This window comes from Citrobacter sp. UYEF32 (assembly GCF_040546205.1).
Taxonomy (GTDB): Bacteria; Pseudomonadota; Gammaproteobacteria; order Enterobacterales; family Enterobacteriaceae; genus Phytobacter; species Phytobacter diazotrophicus.
This window is the reverse complement of record NZ_JBEPNI010000003.1, coordinates 68,354-93,641: the sequence shown is the minus strand read 5'-3', so window position 1 is coordinate 93,641 and position 25,288 is coordinate 68,354. Positions and strand designations below refer to the sequence as shown.

The window sequence follows — 25,288 nt, the reverse complement described above, 5'->3', positions numbered from 1 at the left end:
GGGAGCGTATTTTTGAATGCAGAGACAATAAAGCGATAGCGCTTAACGAGGATAAATCCCGTTCTGAACAATCTGACTTATCCATGTATTTATCTGGACCCCAATGTCACCGCTACAAGATGGGCTGTCAGCCTGGCATTTTGCCCTTTCTGACCGGGTTCGTCATCCCCCCAGAACTGGTCGAAACGCGCCTTCCTGAAAACAGGGATTGTTACCCGCCCGCTGTTATCTGACAATGACAAAATATAAAGGCAGCCGCGCAGGGAAAGCCGCAGATGAAAAAGTATTCTTACCCCTATTTGTTGACCCTCGCCATTGCCGTTGTGGCGGCGATTTTTGGCTTTTTCGCCTGGCGCAACATGATTTATCGCCCCACCTTCCTGTCCCATGCGGCGTTTCGATATATGGTGATGACCGCACTTGCGATGACGGTTGTCGTCTGTTTTGCCCTACGAAAACGCTTTGCCGCCAATATCAGCACACGAACGGAATATCTCAAAGCCTGGTGCGGTATGGCCCTGGGGATGGTGTTTGTTTTTTCCGCGCTCTTCACCACGCTCACCTGGCTGCTGCCCGGCGTTGAATCGACCTATACCGCCCCTTATCGCTACAGCTCTGGCGGCTCACGAAGCTGCTCCGGGGCCAGCGTCTATGACCGCGATCTTGATGAAGAGATCCGCATCTGCGAGCCCTCCGGCAATCTCTATTCTGGTCGCACCCTGCGGGTAATAAAGCGGACCAACGCGTTGGGAATGGTGGTGATAGACGCCACCACACTTCCCTGAGGCTCCGTCTGTCGGCCTGAGAGAGCATCAGGCATATTTACCGTTAGTGACAAAATGGCAATGGGTAATGAAATATTGCGGGTTTCGCCGGAGCGCGACTGCGCGTAGCATGATGGCCTTCCCTGTGACCCGTGTCGGTGGCAGGGAAGCACGCAGGCTCGCCCTATTCTTCGACAACGTTATTCGATGTTACAGCGCAGGGAATGGAAGGATGTCATGTCTTTATCCCTGATAAAATCTCTCTCTGACACGTGGGAAAAACACAATGAAAAGCTGGCTTGTAGCGTTACTTAGCGCGGCACTGCTCTCTCCCCTGGCGGCATCGGCTGACAGCACTTACGTCTTCTTTCGTCACGGTGAGAAACCGGACAACAACAGCGGGCAGCTCACCTGCAAAGGGTTAAACCGGGCGCTGAGTCTCCCCTCGGTGCTGCTCAAGCGCTACGGTACCCCGGACGCGCTGTATGCCTCAGCGCCGAAAGAGAAAAAAACCGGCAGCTCGCTGCGCCCGCTGACCACCATCACGCCGCTGGCGATTCAGGTATCCAAACCGGTAGTGCTACGTTTCCATGCTGATGACACCAGTGAACTGGTTTCCGCACTGCTGGCGCAGCAAAACCAGCCGCTGACGTTTATTTCCTGGGAGCATAAAAATCTGGTCACCGCCGCAAAAACGCTGATTACCCAGACGGGTGGCGATGCGTCGCAGGTGCCGTCATGGCCGTCGGCGGACTTTGATTCGATTTATGTGGTTCAGCTTGACGCACAGCAGCATTTTAAATCTTTTACCAGGGATACCGAAGGGCTGGATGGCGTCTCCAGCCAGTGTTCTGCCCCGGCGCAATAATCGGTGTGAAAGGAAATAGCGAGGGGAAGGATAACCTCGTTATTCCTTTTAAAATGCTAACGTTTCTTTTATAGGAACAATAAAGTGCGATAAAAATGCGCGAAAGCAGAAGAGTAGTGCTATTAATAATTCTATTCAAAAACAAGAAGACAATTCGGGATACAACAGCGCATTATCTTTAAATCAGCGCATAAAAATGGCCCGTCTCCCGAGCCGAATAACAAAACGTTTATAAGTTTGATTTAGCTTAAGGTAGCGAAAATTTCGCGAGGAAAAATAGCGACCGAAATATACACCCGGAATATATCGAAAAATAAAGCAAAAAAAGAAAATCCCTTTTGCGACTTTAGCGTTGAGTCTTATCTGTATTCATAATGTAACCAGTAAAGACAGGGTGGTTAATTAATGCACAGAGCAATGCATAAATATATCGATACTTTCACTGATACCCTGCGCCTTTTCTTTTTTGGGTTTCTCTTTTTTTTCTGCCGCCCGGTACTGGCAGATGAGCCACACATTGCATTAAGCGAATATTTTATTGAAACCTGGTCGACAAAAGACGGCCTGCCACACAATAGCATCAACGCCATCGCACAGACCCGGGAAGGTTATTTATGGTTCGGCACCTGGGAAGGGTTCGCCCGCTACAACGGCAAAACCTTCCAGGTCTTCGAACGCGGCGGCGAAAGCGCCATGCCCGACTCCGGAACGCTGGCGTTTGTCGCCGGGCCAGACGGCAGCCTGCTGGTTGCAGGCGCGCGCGGCGGTCTCTCTTCCTGGAAAGATGGCATCTGGACGCCCTATGCTGCGGCACCGACCATGATTGGTTCCGCCATGCGCGACAGTAAAGGTAATCTGTGGGTGACCATGCCCGGAAAAGGCCTGTTAATGCGCCCCGCCAATGAAACCGGCGCAACGCGGGATGTGCATATTCTCGATAACGTCACCGCCAACAAAAGCGTGGAAGACGCGGACGGCACTATCTGGGCCGCAACCGACAACGGTCTGTATCAGGTGATCGACAATAAAGCGACCCCGGTGCCGCCAGCCAGCGGTTTGCCGCAAGTCCGCGCCTTTAGTTTGCTGGTAACAGACGATAACACTTTACTGGTGGGTACCGAAGCCGGCGTCTGGAAGCGCGTCGGTGAAGATTTTCAGCCGCTGCACCCGGAACTTACCAACGAAGTGGTCTCCACCATGATGCAGGATAAGCGTGGAGATATCTGGTTCGGCACCATTAACCACGGCATATTCCGCCTCAGTCCACAAGGGCTGGAACACCTGAATATTGATAATGGTATCGTTCATAACCGCGTGCAAAGCATCCTGGAAGATCGGGAACAAAGTATCTGGATTGGTACTAACTCGGGATTGATCCGCCTGCGTCGCGCGCCGTTTATCACCGTGAGCACCCGCCAGGGCCTGAACGGCGATTATGTTCGTACCGTGATGACGCACTCGGACGGCAGTATCCTGGTGGGCACCAGTACCGGGCTGAACCGCATTCGGAATGGGCGCGTCGAACAAATTAACTGGAATCAACACACGCAGCCATCGGTACTGAGCCTCGGCGAGGCCACGGATGGCAGCGTATGGGTCGGTACTTATACCGATGGCCTGCTGCACTGGAAAAATGGCCAATTAACCCCGGTATTACAGCAATCTAATGGCCTGCCCGGTAACGAGGTTCGCGCCATCCTCACCGATCACCAGCAGAACCTGTGGATCGGCACCGCCTCCGGTTTGAGCGTCTTACGCGCCGATGGCACGCTCCATACCTACTCGGCAGATGACGGTCTTCCTGCCAGCTTTATTATGGCGCTGCAGGAAGATGAACAGCAGCGCATTTGGGTGGGTACTGGCGTGGGGGTCTCCGTTTTTCATAACGGAAAATTTGAGCACATCGATATTTCCGCCATGGAGAATGCCGAATATGCCTTCGGCTTTTACAGCGAACCTGGCTATATGTGGATGACAACCGACCGGGGCTTGCTCCGTTATCGGAGCAGCGATGGCGCAATCGGTATGGTGGGGCGTAAAAACGGTCTGCCCATCGACAAACTGTTCCAGGTGATACCCGACAATATGGGATATCTGTGGCTTAGCTCGAACCGCGGCATGATTAGGATAAGCAAAGCCGAAGCCGTGGATGTTATTGAGGGGCGTAAGCGGCAGATTGCCGTAACCACGCTCGGTGAAAGTGACGGCATGATCAGCGCGCAGGCCAATGGCGGCTCAATGCCTGCCGCCACGCGCGCCGGTGATGGCGGTATCTGGGTGGCGACCGCGCGCGGTGCGGTGATGGTTCACCCTGAACGATTAGGGGAATTTAGCAAGACGCGGTTAGCTGCGGTGGTGGAGTCGGTTGAGAGTAACACCACGCCGCTCGACAATGACTATACCTTTCCTGCCGGAACAACACGCATCCGGATAAACTATTCCGGGCTGGGCTATGTTCTGCCGGAGCGTATTCGTTATCGTACCCGTCTGGAGGGTTTTGATCCGCAGTGGATCGATCGCGAAAACAATACGACAGCGGAATACACCAACCTGCCACCGGGGAACTACCGCTTCAACGTTTCCGCCAGTTACCCCAACGGCGAGTGGAATGGCACGGACACGGTTATCAACCTGCGCATTAACCCGTTTTTCTGGCAGCGGCCCCTCTTTCAGGTGCTGTTAGTGCTGCTGTTTCTGTTGGCGCTGTTCATGGTCTTTCGCTGGCGTCTGAGGCAGGCGCGCCGTAACGAAGAGCGCCTGCGCACGCTGATTGCCGCCAAGACGCTGGCCTTACAGGAGCAGGCTGAGGAGTTTGAACGACAGGCCAAAGAGGATCAGTTGACCGGGCTGGCAAACCGTCGGGTCTTTGATAAACAACTGATGCTCGGCTTCGACGATGCCCGTGCGCACGATTATCCGCTGACGCTGGCAATCTTCGATATTGATCACTTTAAGCAGATAAATGACCGTTGGTCACATGTGGTGGGCGATAAGGTGCTGCAAAGTATCGGGGACCTGCTGCGTAATACACAGCAGGACGCCAGGCTGAGCGCCCGTTGGGGCGGTGAAGAGTTCACTCTGTTGTTTCCGCATATGCCGATAGCGCAGGCTACGGCGATTTGCGAATCACTGCGGGTTACCTTATCGCAGACGGATTATAGGCATATCGCCGAAGGGCTGCAGGTGACGGCGAGCTTCGGCCTGGCGGAGTCGTCCTCTGCCAGTGACAGCAATGCGTTAATTAAGCAGGCCGACCACGCGCTGTATATCGCCAAACAGACTGGCCGCAACAAAGTGGTTTGCTGGTCCGGCGAAGAGGAGAGCGCATCTGGTCATTTTCAGATTTAGGGTTATGGCGTATTCAACACCAAATGAAAACCCGGCAGCGTTATTTCCATATTGGGAATAACGCTGTGCGAAAGCACAATTGCAATGCAGAAAGACTATTCGCAAGAAGCATAAAATTGATTTTGATTATTCCCAAACCATGCCGAACATTTCTTTGCCGTATCCGGTACTTTTAATTCCAGTGTTTTTTTCGTCCCCTTATAACGGCAAACAAGATAGAGCGGCAAATTCATTTCCCGGCCATAATCCTGATAATCTTGCAGCGTCCACACCATATCATTCAGCGTGTCAGGCATTAACTCTCCCAACTTGTCCGGTGGCCCCTGAAAAAGGCTGACGTCATCCATCCTGTATGAGGTATTCTTCACTGTCAGCGAATCAGGACATTGGATTTTTTCAGCGCTTGCCAAACCTGAAAACAGTAGCGCTACGCTTAACACTATCCCTTTACGTCTGGACATAATAACGACTTCCATTTTTCAGCAGAAATGCACATTGATAGCGGGTTTCTGAACAAAAACTGCGAATCCATACCTGTGCAGAGAGACGTTATTCGCAAGCAGCTATAAGCTTACGGTTCTTATCATAGGCAACGGAACATTTTTTGGCCGTGGCCGGAACAATCAACTCGACGCTCTGCTTCGTGTTCTTATAGTGGCATATAAAATAGAGTGACGTTTTATGCTCTTTCGCCTCATCTTGATAATCAGGCAGCGTCCATACCGTCTCCCGATCGTTATCCGGCATCAGTTCGACTAAATCTTTAGGCGGCCCCACGAACAAACTGGCATCGTTTAAGGCGTGTGTTTTATCTTGCTGCGTTGGATATTGCGGACAAACCGTTGTTGCCTGAGCCGCGCCAACAGACAACGATAATATTATTCCTGACATAAAGAACTTACACCATGGCATAGCTGTAGACTCCTTGAAAGATCGCAGATCCCCTGAACACAACCGCGCACTTTAGCATACTCGCCACAGTGTTTTTCCCGTATACGCCCAAGATCACTCACAGGTCGCTAATACAGCGTCTTTCTTGCCATAGTGGGCTGAGCATTTTTTTGCATCGGCAGGGACTTTAATTGTTACGGTTTTATCTGTCCCTTTATAACGGCAGACTAGGAATAAAGACGTATTATGTTCTTTCACATAGTCCTGATAATCTTTTAATGTCCATACCCACGCATCAAGCGTGTCTGGCATTAAATCCGCTTTCTCTTCGGGAGGCCCCATAAAGAGACTAACGTAATTCATTGAGTATGTCTTATTATTTTCCTTTAACGTCTCAGGGCAGTTTATTTTTTCGGCCTGGGCAATACCTGAAAACAAAAACATGCTGGTGCTTAATAATAATGCATTACTCCACGACATAATAATTATCTCCATTGTTTTCAATGCGCGGCGTTTTTAAAAATTTAATGGTGCGTTCGCTGACTGGTTTGGGAGCAACAACCAGACGTCCCTGGCTATCGCGATTTCGCCCCACCCACTGATCCAGCACCTGTATGCCCGACGCATCCTGCCCAAGATAAATAGCGGCGTGGGAACGGCCGTCAGTATGGTTGCCATAGCGACCATCCGCGTCGAACGTGGCAATCGCCGTACCGGGCGCAATGGTCATATTACCTTTAACTAATTCGCCCCGTTTCCATGCTACCGTGCGCGGCATATTGGCCGCTTTTTGTGTGTACGCCACACACTGACCATTACCTACAGACTGACCGACATACGCTAACGGTGTTTTTGCGATATATGCCATGGAGTTAACACCCGTAGAAGTTGAGTGATGACATTCTGCATCTAATGTAAAGATATGCAAATAGAGGACAAGGGCGGATTTTAAATTAAGAAAATTCCTGGCTAGCTGGAGTATGTATTATATATTTATCAAACGGTTATATAAAAAGCGCGCCGTAATTATTGGCCGCTGGAAATGAAGACTCTGAGCCTGCCCTCCCCTGATAAAGAGCTATTAATGGCAAGCTCAGCACCCCATGACGGGATTACAAATTAGATTTTTTATCCGCTTTCGCGGGCGCGTTCTGTTTTGTCGGCGCGCCTAACGTGTGCTTAAACCAGCCGACAACATGGTCAATCACCTGCGGCTGATACCAGTGAATATCGCCATGCTCCGCCCCCTCAACCAGGACATACTCAGCGGTCTCTTTTTTGGCTTTCAACGCCTGATATAACTGTGCGCTTTGCTGAGGAGAAACCAGCGTATCCGCACTGCCGTGCATAATCAAAAACGGCGGTTCATGGCCGGTAATATGGCCCATAGGGCTTGCGGCAAGCGCTTTTTTCGGGTCGCTGTCGATGGTTGCCCCGGCAAAGGTGCGAAATGCCGCGCCATGGACCAGTAACGCTTCGGTCACCGCCGCTGAGCGATGCACCTGCTGTATCTGTTCCGGGAAACCTTCGCCTATATTGAGCAAATTCGAGATGCCATAAATCGTGGCCACACCCTGAACGTCAGATGACTGCTCGGGGTAATCCCCCTTGTCATACTCTTTTTCGCCGTTGGTCGTTCCCAGCATTTGCGCCAGCCATCCCCCGGCGGAATCACCCAACACGGCAATGCGGGCAGGATCGATGTTGTACTCTTTGGCGTGCGCTCTGAGGTAACGTACCGCCGTTTTCCCGTCGACCAATGGCGCGGGGAATTTATCCGGAATTACGCGGTATTCCGCGGCGGCAACCACATAACCTGCGTTCGCCAGCGCCATACGCATCGCGATGTATTTATCGTGATTGGCCGTCATAAAACCGCCGCCTGGGAAGTAGACAATGGCCGGTTTCAGGTCATTATTGCGCGGGACCAACAGCGACATCCTGAGCTGCCTGAGCGCCACGCCATCTTTGACCTGCGAGTAAATCACGTTGCTGAATAAATCGGTCTGATCCTGTGACGGCGTGAATTTCATTATCTTTGCGCCCTCGGTTGATCCGGGTAAGGTATCGGCAGCGGCAACCGCCTGTGAAATAGCGGACGATAACAGCATACAGCCCGCCAGAATAAGGGATGTTGATTTCATAATGTCCTTCTGTGTAGGGGGATTTTTCCCGATCCTGACGCAGGATATCATTCGAATTAACCGATGAATAACGCAAGAAGTCAATGTAATTGATGCAGTAATCCGATGATTCGCGCCAGAAAATCTCTGGCGCGGGTGATGTCATCGGCAAGCGCTTAGCATACTGAACCAAACGCCATGCTTTCACGGGGCAAAAATTTCGCCATGAACGTGGCAAGTTATTTGAGGACTCCCTTAAGGCCCTCTAACTGATATGATCAGCAGGAAAATTCTCCCGCCCCAAAAACACCGAAGGGAATGATTATGTCGTGGAGTAAGGAAATAATTTTAGGTTGTGCGTTGTTTCTCTTTTCCAGCACTGTTTTTGCCGAAAAAATCAACTGCCCACCTGTTTTACAGGATGGCAATAAAACATACCGAATGAATGTCGTCGATGTTTTCGTCGGGCCGCCAGAAGAAAGGGCGTCATTATTACCGGATACAGACGAAGAAATGGTATGGACACAGCAAAGATGAGTTTTACGCCTCTTGTGAATAAACCTGCGCATTGCCAGATATCGCCCGCTTAGCGGAACTGGCGATACGCCATAAACCATCCATAAGAGATGAACAGTAAATTGTTCACACTCCGCAGTGTTTCATCGCAAACAGAACGTTTACCACTCAATATTTAATCAGCGTTTAAATAAACGGTAGCCCCATAGCACCAGAGCAGCAATCACAGCAGCCAGAGCAGTCTTGATAAGCAACAGCGTGAAGGCGTAATTGTTCATTGCCTCTTCGCCGTCACCCGTAACAGAAATATGACGCATAAAAATATCGTTAACCCAACGCTCAGGGATCAGAAAGAGCGCAGCGATCAGCACAACAATAAACAGGATAATTTTCATCTCACATCACCGAAAGGGGGAAAGGGGATTATGCGTCGCGGGATCATAGCACAAGCAAAACGCGAAAAAGCCATGCTAATACGTCGAAGAATAGTGAGACGGTTTAATTTATATCAATTCATTGTTATCGGCTCCTTGCAAAGGAGAGTATGCAGATGAACCTTTGAAAAAATCATGTACAAATAATAATTAGATCCCTTAGAGTACCGCAAAAGTCACAAAATTTGTGTGGAACCTGACCTTTATGGACGTAAAACTGCAACCTGTGATGGGAAGAGATATGCGCGATAAAATGACCACTCAACGGTGGTCGTTCTTTTTGCTGAGCTTGACTTTAGCGGCTCTCTTCATTCCAATGCTCCACCATAACTTATGGGGCGGCGATGATTGGGGGCCACATGTATTAAGGCTGCAAGCTCTCAATGCACAACTTGACCATCAACAATTCCCTCCCCTTTTTGACTACTGGACAGAAAATCAGTACGGCTTATCGTGGGGAGCGTTTTATCCCCCTCTGAGTACTTTATTGCTTTTTATAAGCAGACTTTTTCTATTTGGCTTTGACAATAATGCGCTACAGATGAAATTCACCCTGGGATCAATTATTCTAATCTCAGCATTTTCAGCATACTATGCAGCTAAACGGGAGTTTTCATCCGCAACAGCCGGCCATATCAGCGCAACACTTTTTATTAGCTCAAGTTATTTCCTATGCAATTTTTTCCAAAGGTTTGCTGTCGGGGAATGTCTCGCAATGGCATTCATGCCCTTACTTATTAGAGGATGCAATGCATTATTAACAGGAGACAAAGATCGAAAGCTCATTCCTTTATCCTGCACATTAATACTATTAGCCAACATCCCTAGTTTCATCGTCGTATTGATTTTCTTTTTCATATTTTCGCTGATAAACATCAAAAAAATCATTACCCGTGAAATCATTATTTTTCTGGCAAAATCAGCTCTGGTCAGTCTACTAATTTCCAGCTTTTACTGGTTACCACTGATCTATCATATGCATTACTCTGATATCTTTGCATTCACCAAAATGCAGAAATCTTATGAATTTATAAATCAAACCAGGGTTAAATTTGTCCACGTATTACTTGCAACTAAAAACACAAGTGGAACGATTGGGTATAGCTTATTTCTAAGCCCTGGGATTTTAATTATTGTTTTATCTATTATTGCACTATTCACTGATAAAGAACGCATATCAAGATCTATGCTTCTGATCGCTGGTATTCTTACATTAATGCTATGCCCTGTTTTTTCATGGAACTGGATACCTGAAAAAATATCTGTATTACAGCTAATTCAGTTCTCATGGAGATTATTGAGTTGCATCACTGCAATCCTCTCCCTTTATGCTGTACTGCCTGTATTGCAATGGATGAACAAAACAAAAAGCTGGCTATTTATTTTACCGATACTCATCGCATTGCAAATCACATTCCCGATTCACGGTGCAATTTTTTCCACACCGCCAGAATTTAGTTCAAACATTTTATACCGTGATTATGTTAATAACAATATAAAATTCCCAATCACTCATGAATCGCTCAACGCAGCAGGATCTCATACCATTGAAAAACCGAATGGTTTTAATAATGGATATCCTTATTTTCAGGTTGAAGCAGAAAAACAGACCCTCTTTACCCTACCTTATATTATGTATTCTGGTTATTATCTTATGATTGATAATAAAAAGACACAGCCAATATATTTAGATAATGGTTTTATAGGTGCGAACGTAGAGAAAGGTATGCACACCATCGCTCTAGGATACGATAAAAACATTTACATCATCCCAGGATTAATTAGTCTTGCGATGCTATTAATTATTATCGTTTCAGAAACTCGGTTATATATACGACGACACCGCTAAACACCTCTTGACGGCCACGCATAGTGATTTTTTCGTTGTTCATCACAAGCGTGGCACTACAAAAAAATACTCAGCATGGTTCGAAGGTAGCGCAGAACAGACACATATTGTTTGCCAATAAGCCCATCTGATTGCCAGATACCTTCTGGTTTGACAGTGAAGATGAGGTCAATACCGAAGGTAACTGGCAGAGCGGGAATAAGACCGTTATTTCTACCTGTGCACCACAGGCTTAAAGCGTAAAGCTATCGCAATCAACAGGATGACGCCTGCACTCATGATGAGCCACGCGTTTGTCAGTGACGCACCGCTGTCGCGCACCATACCGGCGATTAATGGCATCAGCGCGGCAATCAGGTATCCGCCACCCTGCACTCGTGACAACAGTTTGCCTGCCTCGGCCGGCGTTCGGGCATGATCAAATGTCACAATAAGCGATAGCGGGAACAGCGCGCCAATACCGCAACCAAGCAGCAATGTTGACACAACTGGCGTGGTTCCGGGAGAAAAGACAAGACACATCAACCCTGCCAGCAACATCAACAGCACGATGAGCAGCGGAACACGGCGGTCAGGAAAGCGCGTTATCAGCGCTGAAACGACAAAGCCCGCTACAACTTCGGTTAACGTAAGCCAGGCCAGCATATAGCCGCTGCTCCGTGCGCTCCAGCCCGCCTGGATATAGAGAGGGGGAAGCCACGCCAGTACCAGGGTATAGGCGCCTGTCCCGATGCCAAAAAATAGCAATAACAGCCATGTCCTGGATGACGATAATGTCACCTCTGCGAACACCGTTTTTTCTACCTGGCGGTGCCTGGCCCATGACAGCCAAAATAGCAGGGCAAGAAGCGCTAACAAACCGCCTATTGCCAGCGTAGGCTTTAGATCAAGCAGGGTAAACAACGGCTCGGCCGTGGCGGCAGCCAGCGCCGCACCGGCCATAATTCCGGTGCTGAACAGAGACATAAACGTGCTGGCCGATTGCGCGTATTCTTTTTTTATCAGCGCTGGCATTAACGCCTGGATCATGCCGATACTCGCGCCACCCGCTAAAGCTGTACACATAAGCCCCGTGAGTGATGTGCTAAAGCCCCGGAATAAACAGGCGAAAAGCAGGATGGAAAGCCCTACTGTAATACCCCTGACTGCACCGGTTCTGGCTAAAAGCCATGGTCCACTCAGCGCAACCAACCCCATCATGGCGACAGGCAAAGTGGTGAGCAGACTGAATTCCGTGGCGGATAGCCCTGCTTCACGCTGTAAAACCGGAAATAACGGTCCGATGGAAGCCAGGATGGGGCGAAGATTCAACCCGATCAAAAAAGCGATAAATGCGAACATAAAGGGCGAAGATGCTATGCGTTTCAAAACGTAATCCTTTTAGGCATGTGATTGCTCCAGCAAAAAATGCGTAAGCATTTATCTTAACATTAAGATAAATGTGTTCCTTGTGTAAGATGGACCGCACAACTCGATAAATAACCCTATTTAAGGTACGAAAATGCATGACCATATCGACTTCGTTGTCAGCCAGTGGGACAGCGCAATGCCTGAGCTTGACGCCTCTTCAATGAAAGTTTTTGGCCGAATGTTGAGGGTGATGAAGCATTTGGGGAAGATGCGCGCCCAGGCACTGGAACCGTTCGGCTTTCGCGATGGGGAATTTGACGTCCTTGCCACTTTGCGCCGAGCCGGCGCGCCTTATTGTCTTTCTCCAACACAGCTATATAAATCGCTACTGGTCACTTCCGGGGCGATGACGAATCGCCTTAACCATCTTGAAGAGCAAGGACTGATTGAGCGAATTCAAGATCCCGATGACAAACGCAGCACACTGGTCAGCCTGACAGCTTATGGGCGAGAGCGTATCGAACAAGCGCTTCTCGTCCACACTGAAACGCAAAACGCGATACTGGCCAACCTTTCCCAGGCTAAACGGGAGCAGCTTGAATCATTATTAAGGGAGTTGCTGCTGACATTTCCGGGCTGAGATTGCGGCCCTCGCTCATATCGATAATGGCCGGGTAATTAAAGGCCCGCTCATGGGCCCCTCTCTTTAAGCCATCGTAAAATGGCTCTGAGGTGTCTGTCGAATTCGAGGCGATTCAGTTGGCTAATCATGCTCACCTCGGCTTTGGCGAGGCGTTGTATACACTATGAGATCTGGGAAGTAGGAGTCTGCGCTAATTGAAATTTCAACACGTAAAGAATGTAACAGCGACACAATAAATGGAGGCTAAGGAAGGGGCCGCAAAGCGGCCCACCTTAGCTTCAACGTATAGTGTGTCTGATTAGCAGCAGAGATCAAACTTATCGCGAGCGTTTGACCTCGTTTGTTTCAAAAGCCAATGCGGTAAGCATTGTGATTCATCAATTTTTGAAATTATCAAAAATCAACTTCGCAGTTAAAGCCTGAAAATACTACAATTATTCATAAGGTGTCCGCAACTCTTTTCTGTAAAGAATTTGCTCAAGATTTTTATTTCCAAACCAGTTAAAAAACACTATCTTACCTCTAAAAAAATCAACGACCTGCTGTATTTCAGCATTTGTTTTTCCTTTTTTGAATGAAGGAAAAAAAGCTCTATAAGCTTTTATTTTATATTTATCATCAAGTATAGGACAGGACAAAACATCGGATATTAACAGTGTCATCTCACAATGAGCTTTGTTATTAGTATTATCTTTGAATTTATCCAGAATAATATCCTTAATCCGATCAAGAAGAATCGCGCAATCACTCCTCCCATGAATGTAGTATAGTACGCTACAAATTACAAAGTAACTCACCCCCTCAGAGGAATTTATTTTTGAATCAATAAAATCAACCAAGTAACTTTCATCGAAATAATATTCACCGCCAAGTTCCTTTAAGGCAATAAGGATATTAGAAAACTCAACATAACCACCTTCGGAATAACTCAGGCCATTCTTCAAAGACAATGTAACTTCATCCAAGAGATTCTTCTTTAACACTTCCTTTATATCATCTTGAAATCGCTCAGCAAACGAATTAACCTCTAATATGATTTGACAAGCTATATATGTCGGCCTAACTCTATTATCCATGGAATAAACAAAAAATATCACCTCTAATTGCAATGATATGAACCTTATTAACTTGAGATATCTCTTCTCATCGTATGAATACAAAGAAAGCACTTTTAAGAGTGAAAATAGTTTTTTCTTTAACGCCATCAGGAGATAACTTGAAACTTGATCAAAGGTTACTTTATTTCGTTTAACAACGACTTTAATAGACTTAATAATTTCCCCTGTTCGACTAAATCTTTTCTTTTTTTTATCAAGCAAGAATAGATTATCTATTTTATTTAGTTCATCTTCTGTGAGATTCTTAGATATCAAGCTATTAACTTCATTTATTGTTCCAACATCTACAATATCATTAAATATGTCGTCAATAACTTGCTTCAATTCGTATTTAGCTATTGTTAACCCTGTTATAAACGGACGTATAGTGGTTTCTTTTTTTGATTCATTCAGATAAAGCTTGTAATATTCTAACTCAGCAGAAAGTACCATTTCAATTTTTGATATATTAGCCTCATCGGAAACAAATATAAAATAATCATCAACATATCTTTTAATGACGTAATCGTCATTAAAATCAAGATTAAACAACTTACTTAACTTCTCGGTAATGTTTAAATCAATCCTTTGCAGAATAATTTCCGCATAAATTCTTGACACTTCAGGACCGATCAATATCCCATTAGTTTCCCCGTGATTAAAATCTCTAAATAGCTTATCAAGAGCACCTTCAAAATGAGTGCTGTCTATATTTTCTTTAGCATACTTTTTATTTTTGACAGCCCAAGCCAAGCTATGAGTATAAATGTGTGAAAAGCATTTAGAGATATCAAACTTCACCATATATTCGTATTTCCTTTCAAGACGGTGAAATTCAAAAGACTCATAAAACTTATATAGAAAAGGATATTTCTTATAAGAAAAATATGATGAAGCTGTCTGGCTTTGCAAATCAAAACCGTCAATAACTAAATCAACTCCTCCATCTTTTAATTCAACTCTATCTTTCAAGAAATCTTTTTCATAATAGTAAGTACCGATCTTATTGGGATATCTGAGAGAAATGTCACTTCTGGAACATAAATGGATGATAAGATGTTCATATTGCTTATAAAACTGGCATATTTTGAGTTGATGCGCTGGATGTATGATAGCCAAACTACGGAAACTCGCTTGGCCTTTCTTTATCTTATATATATATGGCACCGTAGATTTAAGACTCTCTACTAAAAACAAATCCTTAAATTCGGATGGCAAATCATCCCTATTTATAATATGGTAAAAATCTTCATTAGAAAAAAGAATAGGGACCTCATAAGGTAATACATCCGTTAATAACACCCTATTATAATCACCTTTTTTTATTTTTATTTTCATTTACCAGCACCTCCTTATGTCATTTATCTCTTTAAAAGTAAAGCTAACTTTTCTCCTGTTATTGTATCCGCTCAGAAAAGAATATTTCCTTAATGTTTTTAATAACTCTTTATCACCTTTAGTTATTAATTGATTACCTAGACTGCCACGGCAAGAAAATAACATTTTATTTTTAAACAAGTCTAACACTTTGAGTTGCTCATACGACCTGATATGTAAATAATTATAGTACACGCCACTATATAGTGGCGAACTTCCTTCATCAGAAATTTTTTTCGCTTTTTCAAGAATCACATTTGAAGTAAGAAATTTAATTCTTTTCTCCAATAAAGGGAAATTATTTGTTTTACAATAATCTTTTAAAGAGAGTACAATTTTTCTTTTTAATTTAAGGATTTTCTTTTTTGAAATTGTAACTTTAACATCTCTCTTTTCAGAGCTCTTAACTTTCCCATTTCTTACACAAAAACAATACCCTAGATAATTAAACTCATTTGCCACCATCCCTTTATCATCATTATTAATATTTATTTCACGACATTTTGCAATATTAAATTCTAGATCATCCGGCAAAAACCGTTTAAAGAAATTTTGAAAGTCTATTATTTTTTCACAAGTAAAAATAATAATATCATCTACATAGCGAGCATAGTAGAAAACACTGCCTGTACGTTTAACTTTATCATCAAAATCTTCAAGATAAAGTTCAGCCATAGTTGCACTTAAACCAATACCTCTTGGAAGACCTCTTTCTAAAGATACATGAGGTAATTCAAAAAAAAGTTTTAATAATCTTTTTGTTTTATATGAAACAATGGAGGATTTTAATAATTTTTCTAGAATTATGTTTCGATTAATACTTTCATAAAAGTCTTTAATGTCTAACTTATATACAAAAAAAGGTATAGGCTCTTCAAGCATGCATATCACGTGCCTTACAATATCATTCCTATCTGATTGTGTGACACCATAAATTCTCTTCAAATTATCATTAGCTTTCCTCAGCGCTAAGATATCTTTGAATTCATTTGGAATTAGAACTCGTTTATTATTTATCTTTGCAAAGGAAATTTGCCCAAACGAAAAACCATCATCATTAATGATTTGTGAAAACCTCATCATTTCGCTTTCATAATCTTCCCTATTAATATTCCTGAGAAAATTTTTAGGATCTTCTTTATATAAAAGCCTCATAAGATTTCTTGCCGAGAATGTTTGATCCAGCATTTTTCATCCTAATATCTTGTCTGCGTACCAATTTAACATTTCTTTACGGTTGCAATAGTAATCAGCATGATTATAGATACCTCGAATTTTATTCTTATCGCTGTGAGCAAGTTGCATTTCAATCCATGTAGACTCAAAGCCATGTTCATGCAAAATCGTTGACATCGTATGCCTAAAACCATGCCCAGTCACTGTTCCTCCATACCCAATACGCTTGATCAGCTGGTTGATGCTAGCCTCACTCATAGGCTTATTCGGATCATTCCGCCCCGGAAAAACATAACGGTAGTTCCCTGTCATGATCTTAAGTTGTTCGAGTAAATCTAACGCTTGAATTGATAACGGCACAAGATGTGACCTGCACATTTTCATCCTTTCAGTAGGAATTTCCCAAATAGCGTTATCTAGATCAAATTCTGCCCATAATGCAGCACGTAATTCAATGGTTCTTACACCGGTGATCATTAGTAATTTCGTGGCAATCTGAACAAGTCTACTTCCAGTGTAACCGTCTAAGGCTCTTAGAAAATTAGGTATCTCATCGGCTTTTAGGAAAGGAAAATGATTGGATTGATGAACTTCGAGAGCACTTGAGAGATCTGCCGCAGGATTAAACTCCGCCCTACCTGTAGCAATTGCATAGCGGAATACTTCGGAGCAACGCTGCCGCACTTTACGCATTTTCTCTAACGCGCCACGTTTTTCAATTTTACGCAGCACATTAAGCAGTTCTAGCGGTTTGATTTCACAAACGGGTCTAGTCCCGACAAAAGGAAAGATGTCGTTCTGAAACGCTTCCATGATGTCCGAGGCATATCCTACCGACCATTTGGCAGACTTCATTTGATGCCACTCTGTCGCTATCTTTTCGAACGCGCTCTCAGACTCGGTTTACAAAACAATCTTCTGCTCTTTTCGAACCTCACTCGGATTCTTTCCTTCGGCGAAAAGTTTTCAGGCATCGTCACGACGAGAACGGGCATCTGCAAGTGTGATCGTAGGATACACACCAAGCGAGATCGTTTTTGGTTTACCGGCAAAACGATAACGGAACCGCCAACTCTTGCTTCCATTAGGTTCTATAAGCAATGACAGCCCTTTCCCATCTCCAGGTGTATAGGCTTTAGCTTCAGGCTTAGCGCGGCGAATCTGCATATCGTTTAAAGGCATGTGTATAGGAATCCAGGACCGAACAGGAGCATATACACATTTAGTACCGGATTCGACGGGATAGCTATGGGTTAAAACGGACTAAAGAGAAAGAAAAAACTTTATAAAACAAAAACTTTATGGGTGACTACGACCGTGTGAGGAACTCGAAGTGGTGCCGATAATAGGAGTCGAACCTACGACCTTCGCATTACGAATGCGCTGCTCTACCAACTGAGCTATATCGGCCCTGAAAGGACGGGATTCACGTCGGTGAACCACGGGGCAAAAGGTTAGATCTAACGAGGTGATGCGTCAATGCCCTTTGGAATCAAACGGCTACTTTTGCATCACCCCGCTGTTATTTACGCACGAATCGTATCGTCACCGAAACCGATCCACTTGTAGGTGGTCAGGGCTTCAAGGCCCATCGGTCCACGCGCATGCAATTTTTGCGTGCTCACCGCCACTTCCGCGCCCAGGCCAAACTGACCGCCGTCGGTAAAACGCGTGGAGGCATTCACATAAACAGCAGAAGAGTCGACCTCATTGACGAAACGGTTCGCATTACTAAGAGTACGCGTCAGGATAGCATCGGAGTGCTGCGTGCCATGCTCGCGGATATGGGCGATAGCATCGTCCAGGTCAGCAACGATTTTCACGTTCAGATCCAGCGACAAAAACTCATTGTCATACTCTTCTGCTTTAACCGGTACAACCGCTGCCGGACCCGATTGCAGCGCCGCCAGCGATTGCGCATCCGCATGCAAGGTAACGCCGCTTTCCGCCATCTGCTTGCTCAACGCAGGCAGGAAAGTGCCCGCAATATCCTGATGAACCAGCAGCGTTTCGACGGTGTTACAGGTACTCGGACGCTGGGTTTTCGCATTCACGATAATGTTCAGCGCCGGGGCAATCTCTGCCGTATTATCAACAAAAATATGGCAAACGCCGATGCCCCCGGTAATCACCGGAATGGTGGACTGTTCACGACACAGCTTATGCAGGCCAGCGCCACCGCGCGGGATCAGCATGTCGATGTATTTATCCATCTTAAGCATTTCATTGACCAGCGCGCGGTCCGGGCTTTCAATCGCCTGTACCGCGCCGGCGGGTAAACCGCACTCTTCCAGCGCCTGCTGAATCACTTTTACCGTTGCCGCATTGGTGCGCCAGGTCTCTTTACCGCCGCGCAGAATCGCCGCGTTGCCGGTTTTCAGGCACAGGGAAGCCACATCCACGGTGACATTCGGACGCGCTTCATAAATCACGCCAATTACGCCGAGCGGCACACGGCGACGCTCAATGCGCAGGCCGCTGTCCAGCAGACCGCCGTCGATCACCTGCCCTACCGGGTCAGCCAGCTTGCACACCTGGCGAACATCGTCAGCAATCGCTTTCAAACGCGCTGTCGTCAACGCAAGGCGATCAAGCAGCGCTTCGCTCAGCCCATTACGGCGAGCCTCCAGAACGTCCTGCTCGTTAGCGAGAATAATCTCGTCAGACTGTGCTTCCAGGTAATCGGCGATTTTTTCCAGTACGCGATTTTTTTCACGGCTGGAGAGCAATGCCAGCTTGTACGACGCTGCTTTAGCAGCGATGCCCATCTGTTCCAGCATACATCTGCTCCTTAACGGATAATCATATCGTCGCGATGCACGGCGACCGGGCCATATTCATAGCCGAGAATGGAATCAATTTGCTGCGAATGATGACCGGCAACGCGACGCAGCGCGTCACTGTTATAGCGGGTAACGCCATGTGCAATATCGCGACCTTCGAGGTTACGGATGCGGATCACTTCACCACGGGAAAAGTTGCCTGTCACGCTTTTAATCCCTTTTGGCAACAAGGAGCTGCCGCGTTCCAGGATAGCGGCTGTCGCGCCTTCATCAACGGTGATTTCACCTGCCGGAGGCGCGCCAAAAATCCAGCGTTTACGGTTTTCCAGCGGTGAAGCCTGCGCATGGAAAAGCGTCCCGACCTGAACCCCTTCCATCACATCGCCAATCACACCCGGCCTGCTGCCTGCGGCAATAATAGTATCGATACCTGCACGACAGGCAACATCCGCCGCCTGCAATTTGGTACCCATCCCGCCAGTACCCAGGCCCGATACGCTGTCACCCGCAATCGCGCGCAACGCGTCATCAATACCGAACACATCCTTGATCAATTCAGCGTCCGGGTTGTTACGCGGGTCAGCGGTAAAGAGACCTTGCTGATCGGTCAGAAGCAGGAGTTTGTCTGCGCCCGCCAGAATAGCGGCCAGCGCCGATAAATTGTCATTGTCGCCGACTTTGATTTCCGCCGTCGCAACGGCGTCATTCTCGTTGATGACCGGCACAATGTTGTTGTCGAGGAGCGCACGCAGAGTGTCACGCGCATTAAGGAAACGCTCACGGTCTTCCATATCGGCGCGGGTTAACAGCATTTGCCCAACGTGGATGCCGTAAATTGAGAACAACTGTTCCCATAGTTGAATCAGGCGGCTTTGCCCGACAGCGGCAAGGAGTTGTTTCGAGGCGATGGTGGCAGGCAACTCCGGGTAACCCAGGTGCTCACGCCCGGCGGCGATAGCGCCAGAAGTCACAATAACAATACGATGCCCTGCTGCATGTAGCTGTGCGCACTGGCGCACGAGTTCAACAATGTGGGCGCGGTTCAGGCGGCGGGATCCGCCCGTTAAAACACTGGTGCCGAGTTTCACTACCAGCGTCTGGCTGTCGCTCATGATTTCTGCCGTTCAACGTAGAAGAAAAAAAGTAAACAGTCTTTGTAACAGGATCAGAGCCAACTTCCAACTGGCAGTTTTAACAACTTAAGAAAATCCTTGAAGGCAATCAGAAAACCTACTTACAAAACTTGACGCTTTTATGACACTACCTGTAAAACCTGCTTTGTAAAAAAATAAATAAGAATTGTCATAAAACTTTAATTCGCAGACGTTAAAACCTACGTGAATTTTTCACTCGAGCGGCGACGTTCAGCGATCTAAAGCGCGTTAATTACAATTAATCAGGAAACATAATGAAAAAAACTACTTTGGCATTAATGATGATCGGCCTTGGTGTTGTTTCTGCTTCTTCCAACGCTGCGGAAATCTACAACAAAAATGGTAACAAACTGGATCTGTACGGCAAAATCAAAGCCATGCACTACTTCAGCGATGATACCACTCAGGATGGCGACAAAACTTACGTACGTCTGGGCTTCAAAGGCGAAACGCAGATCAACGATCAACTGACCGGTTTCGGTCGTTGGGAATCTGAATTCGCTGGCAACACCGACGAAAGCAGCTCTACTCAGAAAACGCGTCTGGCGTTCGCTGGCCTGAAAGCCAAAACCTACGGTTCTATCGACTACGGTCGTAACCTGGGTATCCTGTACGATGCAGCGTCTGTAACCGATATGTTCCCGGAATTCGGCGGTGACTCTCTGACCCGTACCGATAACTTCATGACCAAACGTACCACTGGCGTGGCTACCTACCGTAACACCGACTTCTTCGGTGCGGTTGACGGTCTGAACCTGGGCCTGCAGTACCAGGGTAAAAACGAAGGTTCCCGTGCTGCTTCTAAACAGAATGGCGACGGCTTCGGTACCTCCCTGTCCTACAACTTTGGCGGCAGCCCGGTTACTCTGATTGCTGCGTATGCCAAATCGGACCGTACTGATCTGCAGAACTCTCAGGCACTGGGTAAAGGCGCTAACGCGGAAGCGTGGATTTCTGGCGTGAAATACGACGCTAACAACATCTACCTGGCGGCTATGTACAGCATCGCACAGAACATGACGCCAATCGGCAGCCGTGGTTTTGCTAACAAATCTGAAAACTTCGAAGCCGTTGCTCAGTACCAGTTCGACTTCGGTCTGCGTCCGTCCATTGGTTACGTACAGACCAAAGGTAAAGACCTGGGAAATGGTTGGGGCGATCAGGACCTGGTTAAATATGTTGACGTAGGCGCGACCTACTACTTCAACAAAAACTTCTCTGCGATGGTTGATTACAAAATCAACCAACTGGACAAAGGTGATTTCGCAACTTACGTCGGTTCAAGTTACGTTACCGACGACATCGTTGCTGTTGGCGTGACTTACCAGTTCTAAGTCTTATCGCATAAACGCACTTCACTGAAGAACATAAAGCACCGAACGATAACCTCGTCGGTGCTTTCTTTTTTCCGCCAGTATATGCAACAAAAAGCAAGAAAGAGCTATCGAAAAACCGTTGTGAAACAGCGCTCGACAGCGCGCCGTTATGCACACATGCCTGACTCAGAATGCCGTTTCCAGTGAATCGGTGACGCAATAGTCATCATCCACCAGTGGCAAATAGCGCCACTTATCAAACGCGGTACAGGGATGTGAAATGCCACAACCTACCCAGTCGCCGGGCTTTAAGGCATCCTCTTGCGGCAACAACAAATAGGCATGTTGATCGTTCACCTCGCTGATGCGCATGCCAGAAGCGGCGCGAGGAGCACTACCATCCACATTTCGCACCCACAGCGGATTCGGCAAGTCCTGGTCAAAGGGCACATCGCGGCGTCCGAAATCAACAAACGCCAGGCCTGGCTCAGGGCGCGATAATACCCTCCCCCAGATCTCCAGCGCGGGTTCAAAATGATGACGAGCGCCCGGTTGGGCAAACGGCGCGATGCGGGCATATAACCCGTTATCGTGGGCCATATAGGCACCCGAACGAATCAGCGGTGTGATCGGTAGCGATACCCTCGCCTCGCTAAAACAGGCGCTGACCACATCAAACCAGGCGCCGCCTCCGGCGCTGAGAATAATAGTGTCGCTGCTGAACAGTTGTTCCCCGGCCAGCAGCGCAGCCGTCGCGATCAGCATCTGGCAATAATCGCGCACCCTGGCGATACCCTCGGCATCACGCCCCGCACCCAGCGCGCCTTCATAGCCCGCCACGCCCACCAGTTGCAGGACCGGGCTTGCCGCTATCGCGGCGGCAATCTCCAGTGCTTGCGCGGATGAGCGACACCCCGTGCGCCCGCCACTGACCGACATCTCCAGCAGAACCGCAATGCGACTGTCGCCGAGATGCTGTTCCAGCAAACGCACTCCCTCCAGCGAATCAACATAGCAAAGGAAGCCATGGTCAGGATGCTGCTTTTGCCACTCACCTATCCAGCGAATACCGGCAGGGTCGACCAGTTGATTGGCGAGAAAAACATTACGGATACCAAACTGGCGCAGCGCGCGAACCTGCGCAGGCGTTGCCGCACTCAATCCCCAGGCACCGCCTTCGGTGACGGCTCGACGCAGGATGGCGGGCGACATTGACGTCTTGCCGTGTGCTGCCAGCAGCACACCCTGTTCGCGACAAAAATCAGCCAACTGACGCAGATTATTCTCCAGCGCCGATTGCTTCATTAGCATCAATGGAGAAAACACGCTATCGCTGGCCAGTACCGGCGTCCCCACAGGTAACGGCGCATCGCCACGGCCTGCAACAGATTTAAAGCGTGGCGCAGGTTGCAGCGCATCCAACAGACCGTCTGCCACCAACGGAAAATGAATCGACATAACGCCTCCGATCAATGCTCAAGAACACGCGATAAAAACTGCTGGGTGCGCGGATTTTGTGGATTAACGAATATCTGCTCTGGCGATCCTTGTTCCGCAATCACCCCCTGATCCATAAACACCACGCGGTCTGCGGTTTTGCGCGCAAAGCCCATCTCGTGGGTAACCACCACCATGGTCATCCCTTCACGCGCCAGGCTGCGCATCACCTCCATGACTTCGCCCACCAGTTCGGGATCGAGCGCGGAGGTGGCTTCATCAAAAAACATAATTTTCGGCTCTACTGCCAGCGCCCTGGCGATCGCCACGCGTTGCTGCTGACCGCCGGAAAGTTGCGCCGGATAATAATGCGCGCGCTCAGCCAGCCCGACGCGCGTCAGGGCCGCCATGCCGCGTTTATTGGCCTCAGCCTCAGACAGTTTTTGCGCTTTTATCAGCGCCAGCGTCACGTTGCCGAGCGCGGTTTTGTGGGGAAACAGGTTGAACTGCTGAAACACCATTCCGACATGACCACAAATTTCCCGGCTGCGTTTATGGTCGTGCAGCGGCACATTGTTAACCCAGATTTCGCCCCCATCGGCCGTTTCCAGCCCGCTCATGATGCGTAACACGGTACTTTTGCCGGAACCTGATGCGCCAATCAGCACCAGCACTTCGCCGGGCGAAACATCAAGGCTGATCTCTTTCAGCACCTGGGTGCTACCAAAAGATTTGGTAATACGGCTCAGCGTAATGGCGGAATTGCTCATGAGAACTGGCTCCTGGTTTGATGATGTTGAACCCAACGGGAAAGCGGAAAGCAGACAACGAAGTACAGCACGGCCACCAGCGCATAAATCACTACCGGCTGACCGATACGATCAACGATCGCCTGGCCCTGGTGCATCAGTTCCGACATGCCAATCATGCTGACGATGGAGGTATCCTTAATCAGGGAAAGATACTGCCCCACCAGTGGCGGCAGTACGATGCCGCGCGTCTGTGGCAAGATCACGCTAAGAAAGGTCTGGCGTTTTGACAACCCGAGGATCCACGACACTTCCCATTGTCCTTTGGGTACCGCTTCGATCCCGGCGCGAAAGACTTCGGCGATATAGGCCCCCTGGTAAATACTCAAACCGAGGATACCGGCGGCAAACAAATTGATTTCATAGCCAAAATAGGCCACGCCAAAGTAGATAAACATCAGGGTGATCAACACCGGCGTGCCGCGAAACAACTCGGTGTAAAGCACGGCAATGTGGCTGGCGACCGGGACACGGCTGGTACGCAACACGGCGGCGAGCAGGCCAAGCAGCGTGCTGCCAATGATGGCCGCGACCGAAAGCAGCAGGGTGATCCACAGCCCCTCCAGTAGCAACGGCAACGAGGTCATTACCATATCGCTCATAGCGCATTCTCCCGTTTCAGTGGGTTAGTCAGCCATTTTTTTGCCCACCACCGGGCGGACTTTTTTACCGGCGTGACCAGTTGCGGATGAAATAAGCGGCTTCCCACCATGTTACCGAGCCAGGAAAAGAGATTACTCAGCAGCAGATAGACCAGCGCCACCACGCTGAACGTCTGGATATAAAGCAAAGTACGGGCATTTATCACGGTGGCGGTGCCGGTCAATTCCGGCAGTGCAATGGCCGACAATAGCGACGTGCCGAGCAATAGCTGGATCAGGTTGTTAATAATGGCCGGCCACACGGCGCGCGCGGCCTGGGGCAACACCACACTCAGAAAGACCTGGCGGCGTGAAATACCTAAAATCCACGCGGCTTCCAGTTGCCCTTTCGGCACCGACTGTATTCCGGCGCGAAAGGTCTCCGACAGGTAAGCACCGACGTTAATGCCCAAAGCCAGCACCCCCGCGGTAAAGGCGCTCATGGTGATGCCGAGGGAAGGCAGACCAAAAAAGATGATGAAAATTTGCAGCAACACCGGCGTGTTACGGATAAATTCCACATAGCAGTGGCTCAGCCAGCGTAGCGGCGCTACCGCCGAGGCTTTCGCCAGCGCTGCAAGCAAGCCGAGTGCGACGGCCAGCACGAACGCGAGAAGAGTAACCTGTAACGTCAGCCAGGCGGCGGCCAGGAAGGTCTCGCCGTAACTCCACAGGGTTAGCCATTGATAACTCATGCATGGACTCCTTTCTG

Annotated in this window: 22 protein-coding genes, 1 tRNA gene and 1 pseudogene; 7 read left to right on the top strand and 17 right to left on the bottom strand. The window is 48.0% G+C overall.

From position 1 onward, the window contains the following. Positions 1-275 precede the first annotated feature (275 nt). The 3 genes from ABIB59_RS08785 (at position 276) to ABIB59_RS08775 (ending at position 4,980) form a co-directional block, all read left to right on the top strand. Positions 276-785, top strand: coding sequence for a hypothetical protein (locus ABIB59_RS08785; RefSeq protein ID WP_125125247.1), 510 nt, complete (start codon positions 276-278; stop codon positions 783-785). A 265-nt stretch (positions 786-1,050) separates the two neighbouring features. Further along, a complete protein-coding gene (locus ABIB59_RS08780) occupies positions 1,051-1,632 on the top strand; it encodes a histidine phosphatase family protein (protein WP_071195888.1) in 582 nt (193 codons plus the stop codon). Positions 1,633-2,037: 405 nt separating this feature from the next. Next, positions 2,038-4,980 (top strand): ligand-binding sensor domain-containing diguanylate cyclase, encoded by a 2,943-nt coding sequence (locus ABIB59_RS08775; RefSeq protein WP_354035042.1) that lies wholly within the window; start codon positions 2,038-2,040, stop codon positions 4,978-4,980. 95 nt (positions 4,981-5,075) lie between these two features. Here the strand turns inward: ABIB59_RS08775 and ABIB59_RS08770 are convergent, their stop codons facing one another. The 5 genes from ABIB59_RS08770 to ABIB59_RS08750 all read right to left on the bottom strand — a co-directional run bounded on the left by ABIB59_RS08770 (position 5,076) and on the right by ABIB59_RS08750 (position 8,015). Then, a complete protein-coding gene (locus ABIB59_RS08770) occupies positions 5,076-5,441 on the bottom strand; it encodes an STY0301 family protein (RefSeq protein ID WP_110295583.1) in 366 nt (121 codons plus the stop codon). An 88-nt stretch (positions 5,442-5,529) separates the two neighbouring features. After that, positions 5,530-5,892 carry an STY0301 family protein gene (locus ABIB59_RS08765; RefSeq protein ID WP_110295582.1) on the bottom strand — a complete coding sequence of 121 codons (363 nt, stop codon included), beginning with the start codon at positions 5,890-5,892 and terminating at the stop codon, positions 5,530-5,532. A gap of 93 nt (positions 5,893-5,985) precedes the next feature. Beyond that, complete coding sequence (locus ABIB59_RS08760; protein WP_110295581.1) at positions 5,986-6,351, bottom strand: STY0301 family protein; 366 nt, start codon at positions 6,349-6,351, stop codon at positions 5,986-5,988. Beyond that, positions 6,338-6,739, bottom strand: coding sequence for a BPSL0067 family protein (locus ABIB59_RS08755; RefSeq protein WP_110295580.1), 402 nt, complete (start codon positions 6,737-6,739; stop codon positions 6,338-6,340). Before ABIB59_RS08755 ends, ABIB59_RS08760 begins: the two co-directional genes overlap by 14 nt. 244 nt (positions 6,740-6,983) lie before the next feature. Then, a complete protein-coding gene (locus ABIB59_RS08750) occupies positions 6,984-8,015 on the bottom strand; it encodes an alpha/beta hydrolase fold domain-containing protein (RefSeq protein WP_041852607.1) in 1,032 nt (343 codons plus the stop codon). A gap of 303 nt (positions 8,016-8,318) precedes the next feature. Between ABIB59_RS08750 and ABIB59_RS08745 the strand changes: the two genes are divergently transcribed. Further along, positions 8,319-8,531, top strand: coding sequence for an STY0301 family protein (locus tag ABIB59_RS08745; protein WP_335254741.1), 213 nt, complete (start codon positions 8,319-8,321; stop codon positions 8,529-8,531). A gap of 158 nt (positions 8,532-8,689) precedes the next feature. Here ABIB59_RS08745 and ABIB59_RS08740 read toward each other — a convergent pair whose 3' ends face one another. Then, complete coding sequence (locus tag ABIB59_RS08740; RefSeq protein WP_354035038.1) at positions 8,690-8,905, bottom strand: hypothetical protein; 216 nt, start codon at positions 8,903-8,905, stop codon at positions 8,690-8,692. A gap of 244 nt (positions 8,906-9,149) precedes the next feature. Here ABIB59_RS08740 and ABIB59_RS08735 point away from each other — a divergent pair, with 244 nt between their 5' ends. After that, positions 9,150-10,793: a putative glycosyltransferase family protein gene (locus ABIB59_RS08735; protein WP_354035036.1), complete on the top strand. Its 1,644-nt coding sequence runs from the start codon at positions 9,150-9,152 to the stop codon at positions 10,791-10,793. A gap of 213 nt (positions 10,794-11,006) precedes the next feature. Here the strand turns inward: ABIB59_RS08735 and ABIB59_RS08730 are convergent, their stop codons facing one another. Beyond that, entirely contained in the window at positions 11,007-12,134 is a 1,128-nt protein-coding gene (locus ABIB59_RS08730) for an MFS transporter (RefSeq protein ID WP_502910502.1), read from the bottom strand. A gap of 160 nt (positions 12,135-12,294) precedes the next feature. Between ABIB59_RS08730 and ABIB59_RS08725 the strand changes: the two genes are divergently transcribed. After that, the gene (locus ABIB59_RS08725) at positions 12,295-12,783 is read left to right on the top strand and encodes a MarR family winged helix-turn-helix transcriptional regulator (protein WP_041852609.1); all 489 of its coding nucleotides are present in this window, start codon (positions 12,295-12,297) and stop codon (positions 12,781-12,783) included. Positions 12,784-13,220: 437 nt separating this feature from the next. Here ABIB59_RS08725 and drt3b read toward each other — a convergent pair whose 3' ends face one another. The 6 genes and pseudogenes from drt3b to proB all read right to left on the bottom strand — a co-directional run bounded on the left by drt3b (position 13,221) and on the right by proB (position 20,331). Beyond that, positions 13,221-15,221, bottom strand: a complete 2,001-nt coding sequence (gene drt3b / locus ABIB59_RS08720; protein WP_354035032.1) for an antiviral reverse transcriptase Drt3b — start codon at positions 15,219-15,221, stop codon at positions 13,221-13,223. Further along, the gene (gene drt3a, locus ABIB59_RS08715) at positions 15,222-16,448 is read right to left on the bottom strand and encodes an antiviral reverse transcriptase Drt3a (RefSeq protein WP_354035030.1); all 1,227 of its coding nucleotides are present in this window, start codon (positions 16,446-16,448) and stop codon (positions 15,222-15,224) included. Between the two features lie 3 nt (positions 16,449-16,451). Further along, a pseudogene (locus tag ABIB59_RS08710) lies at positions 16,452-17,618 on the bottom strand (tyrosine-type recombinase/integrase). Positions 17,619-17,770: 152 nt separating this feature from the next. Beyond that, positions 17,771-17,846: transfer RNA gene (locus ABIB59_RS08705), tRNA-Thr, on the bottom strand. 116 nt (positions 17,847-17,962) lie between these two features. Then, on the bottom strand, positions 17,963-19,216 hold the full coding sequence (gene proA, locus ABIB59_RS08700; protein WP_169039891.1) for a glutamate-5-semialdehyde dehydrogenase: 1,254 nt from the start codon (positions 19,214-19,216) through the stop codon (positions 17,963-17,965). Positions 19,217-19,227: 11 nt separating this feature from the next. Then, a complete protein-coding gene (proB, locus tag ABIB59_RS08695; RefSeq protein ID WP_041852618.1) occupies positions 19,228-20,331 on the bottom strand; it encodes a glutamate 5-kinase in 1,104 nt (367 codons plus the stop codon). Between the two features lie 296 nt (positions 20,332-20,627). On the opposite strand from proB, the gene ABIB59_RS08690 reads away from it, so the two are divergent. Then, entirely contained in the window at positions 20,628-21,707 is a 1,080-nt protein-coding gene (locus tag ABIB59_RS08690; protein WP_041852619.1) for a porin, read from the top strand. A 168-nt stretch (positions 21,708-21,875) separates the two neighbouring features. Here the strand turns inward: ABIB59_RS08690 and ABIB59_RS08685 are convergent, their stop codons facing one another. Genes ABIB59_RS08685 through ABIB59_RS08670 form a run of 4 tightly spaced genes read right to left on the bottom strand, consistent with a single transcriptional unit; the run spans position 21,876 to position 25,271 of the window. After that, positions 21,876-23,147, bottom strand: coding sequence for an alanine racemase (locus ABIB59_RS08685; RefSeq protein WP_334749780.1), 1,272 nt, complete (start codon positions 23,145-23,147; stop codon positions 21,876-21,878). An 11-nt stretch (positions 23,148-23,158) separates the two neighbouring features. Next, positions 23,159-23,896 (bottom strand): amino acid ABC transporter ATP-binding protein, encoded by a 738-nt coding sequence (locus ABIB59_RS08680; RefSeq protein ID WP_079497616.1) that lies wholly within the window; start codon positions 23,894-23,896, stop codon positions 23,159-23,161. Continuing rightward, complete coding sequence (locus ABIB59_RS08675; RefSeq protein ID WP_071195909.1) at positions 23,893-24,537, bottom strand: amino acid ABC transporter permease; 645 nt, start codon at positions 24,535-24,537, stop codon at positions 23,893-23,895. Before ABIB59_RS08675 ends, ABIB59_RS08680 begins: the two co-directional genes overlap by 4 nt. Then, a complete protein-coding gene (locus tag ABIB59_RS08670) occupies positions 24,534-25,271 on the bottom strand; it encodes an amino acid ABC transporter permease (RefSeq protein ID WP_071195910.1) in 738 nt (245 codons plus the stop codon). Before ABIB59_RS08670 ends, ABIB59_RS08675 begins: the two co-directional genes overlap by 4 nt. Positions 25,272-25,288: the final 17 nt, after the last annotated feature.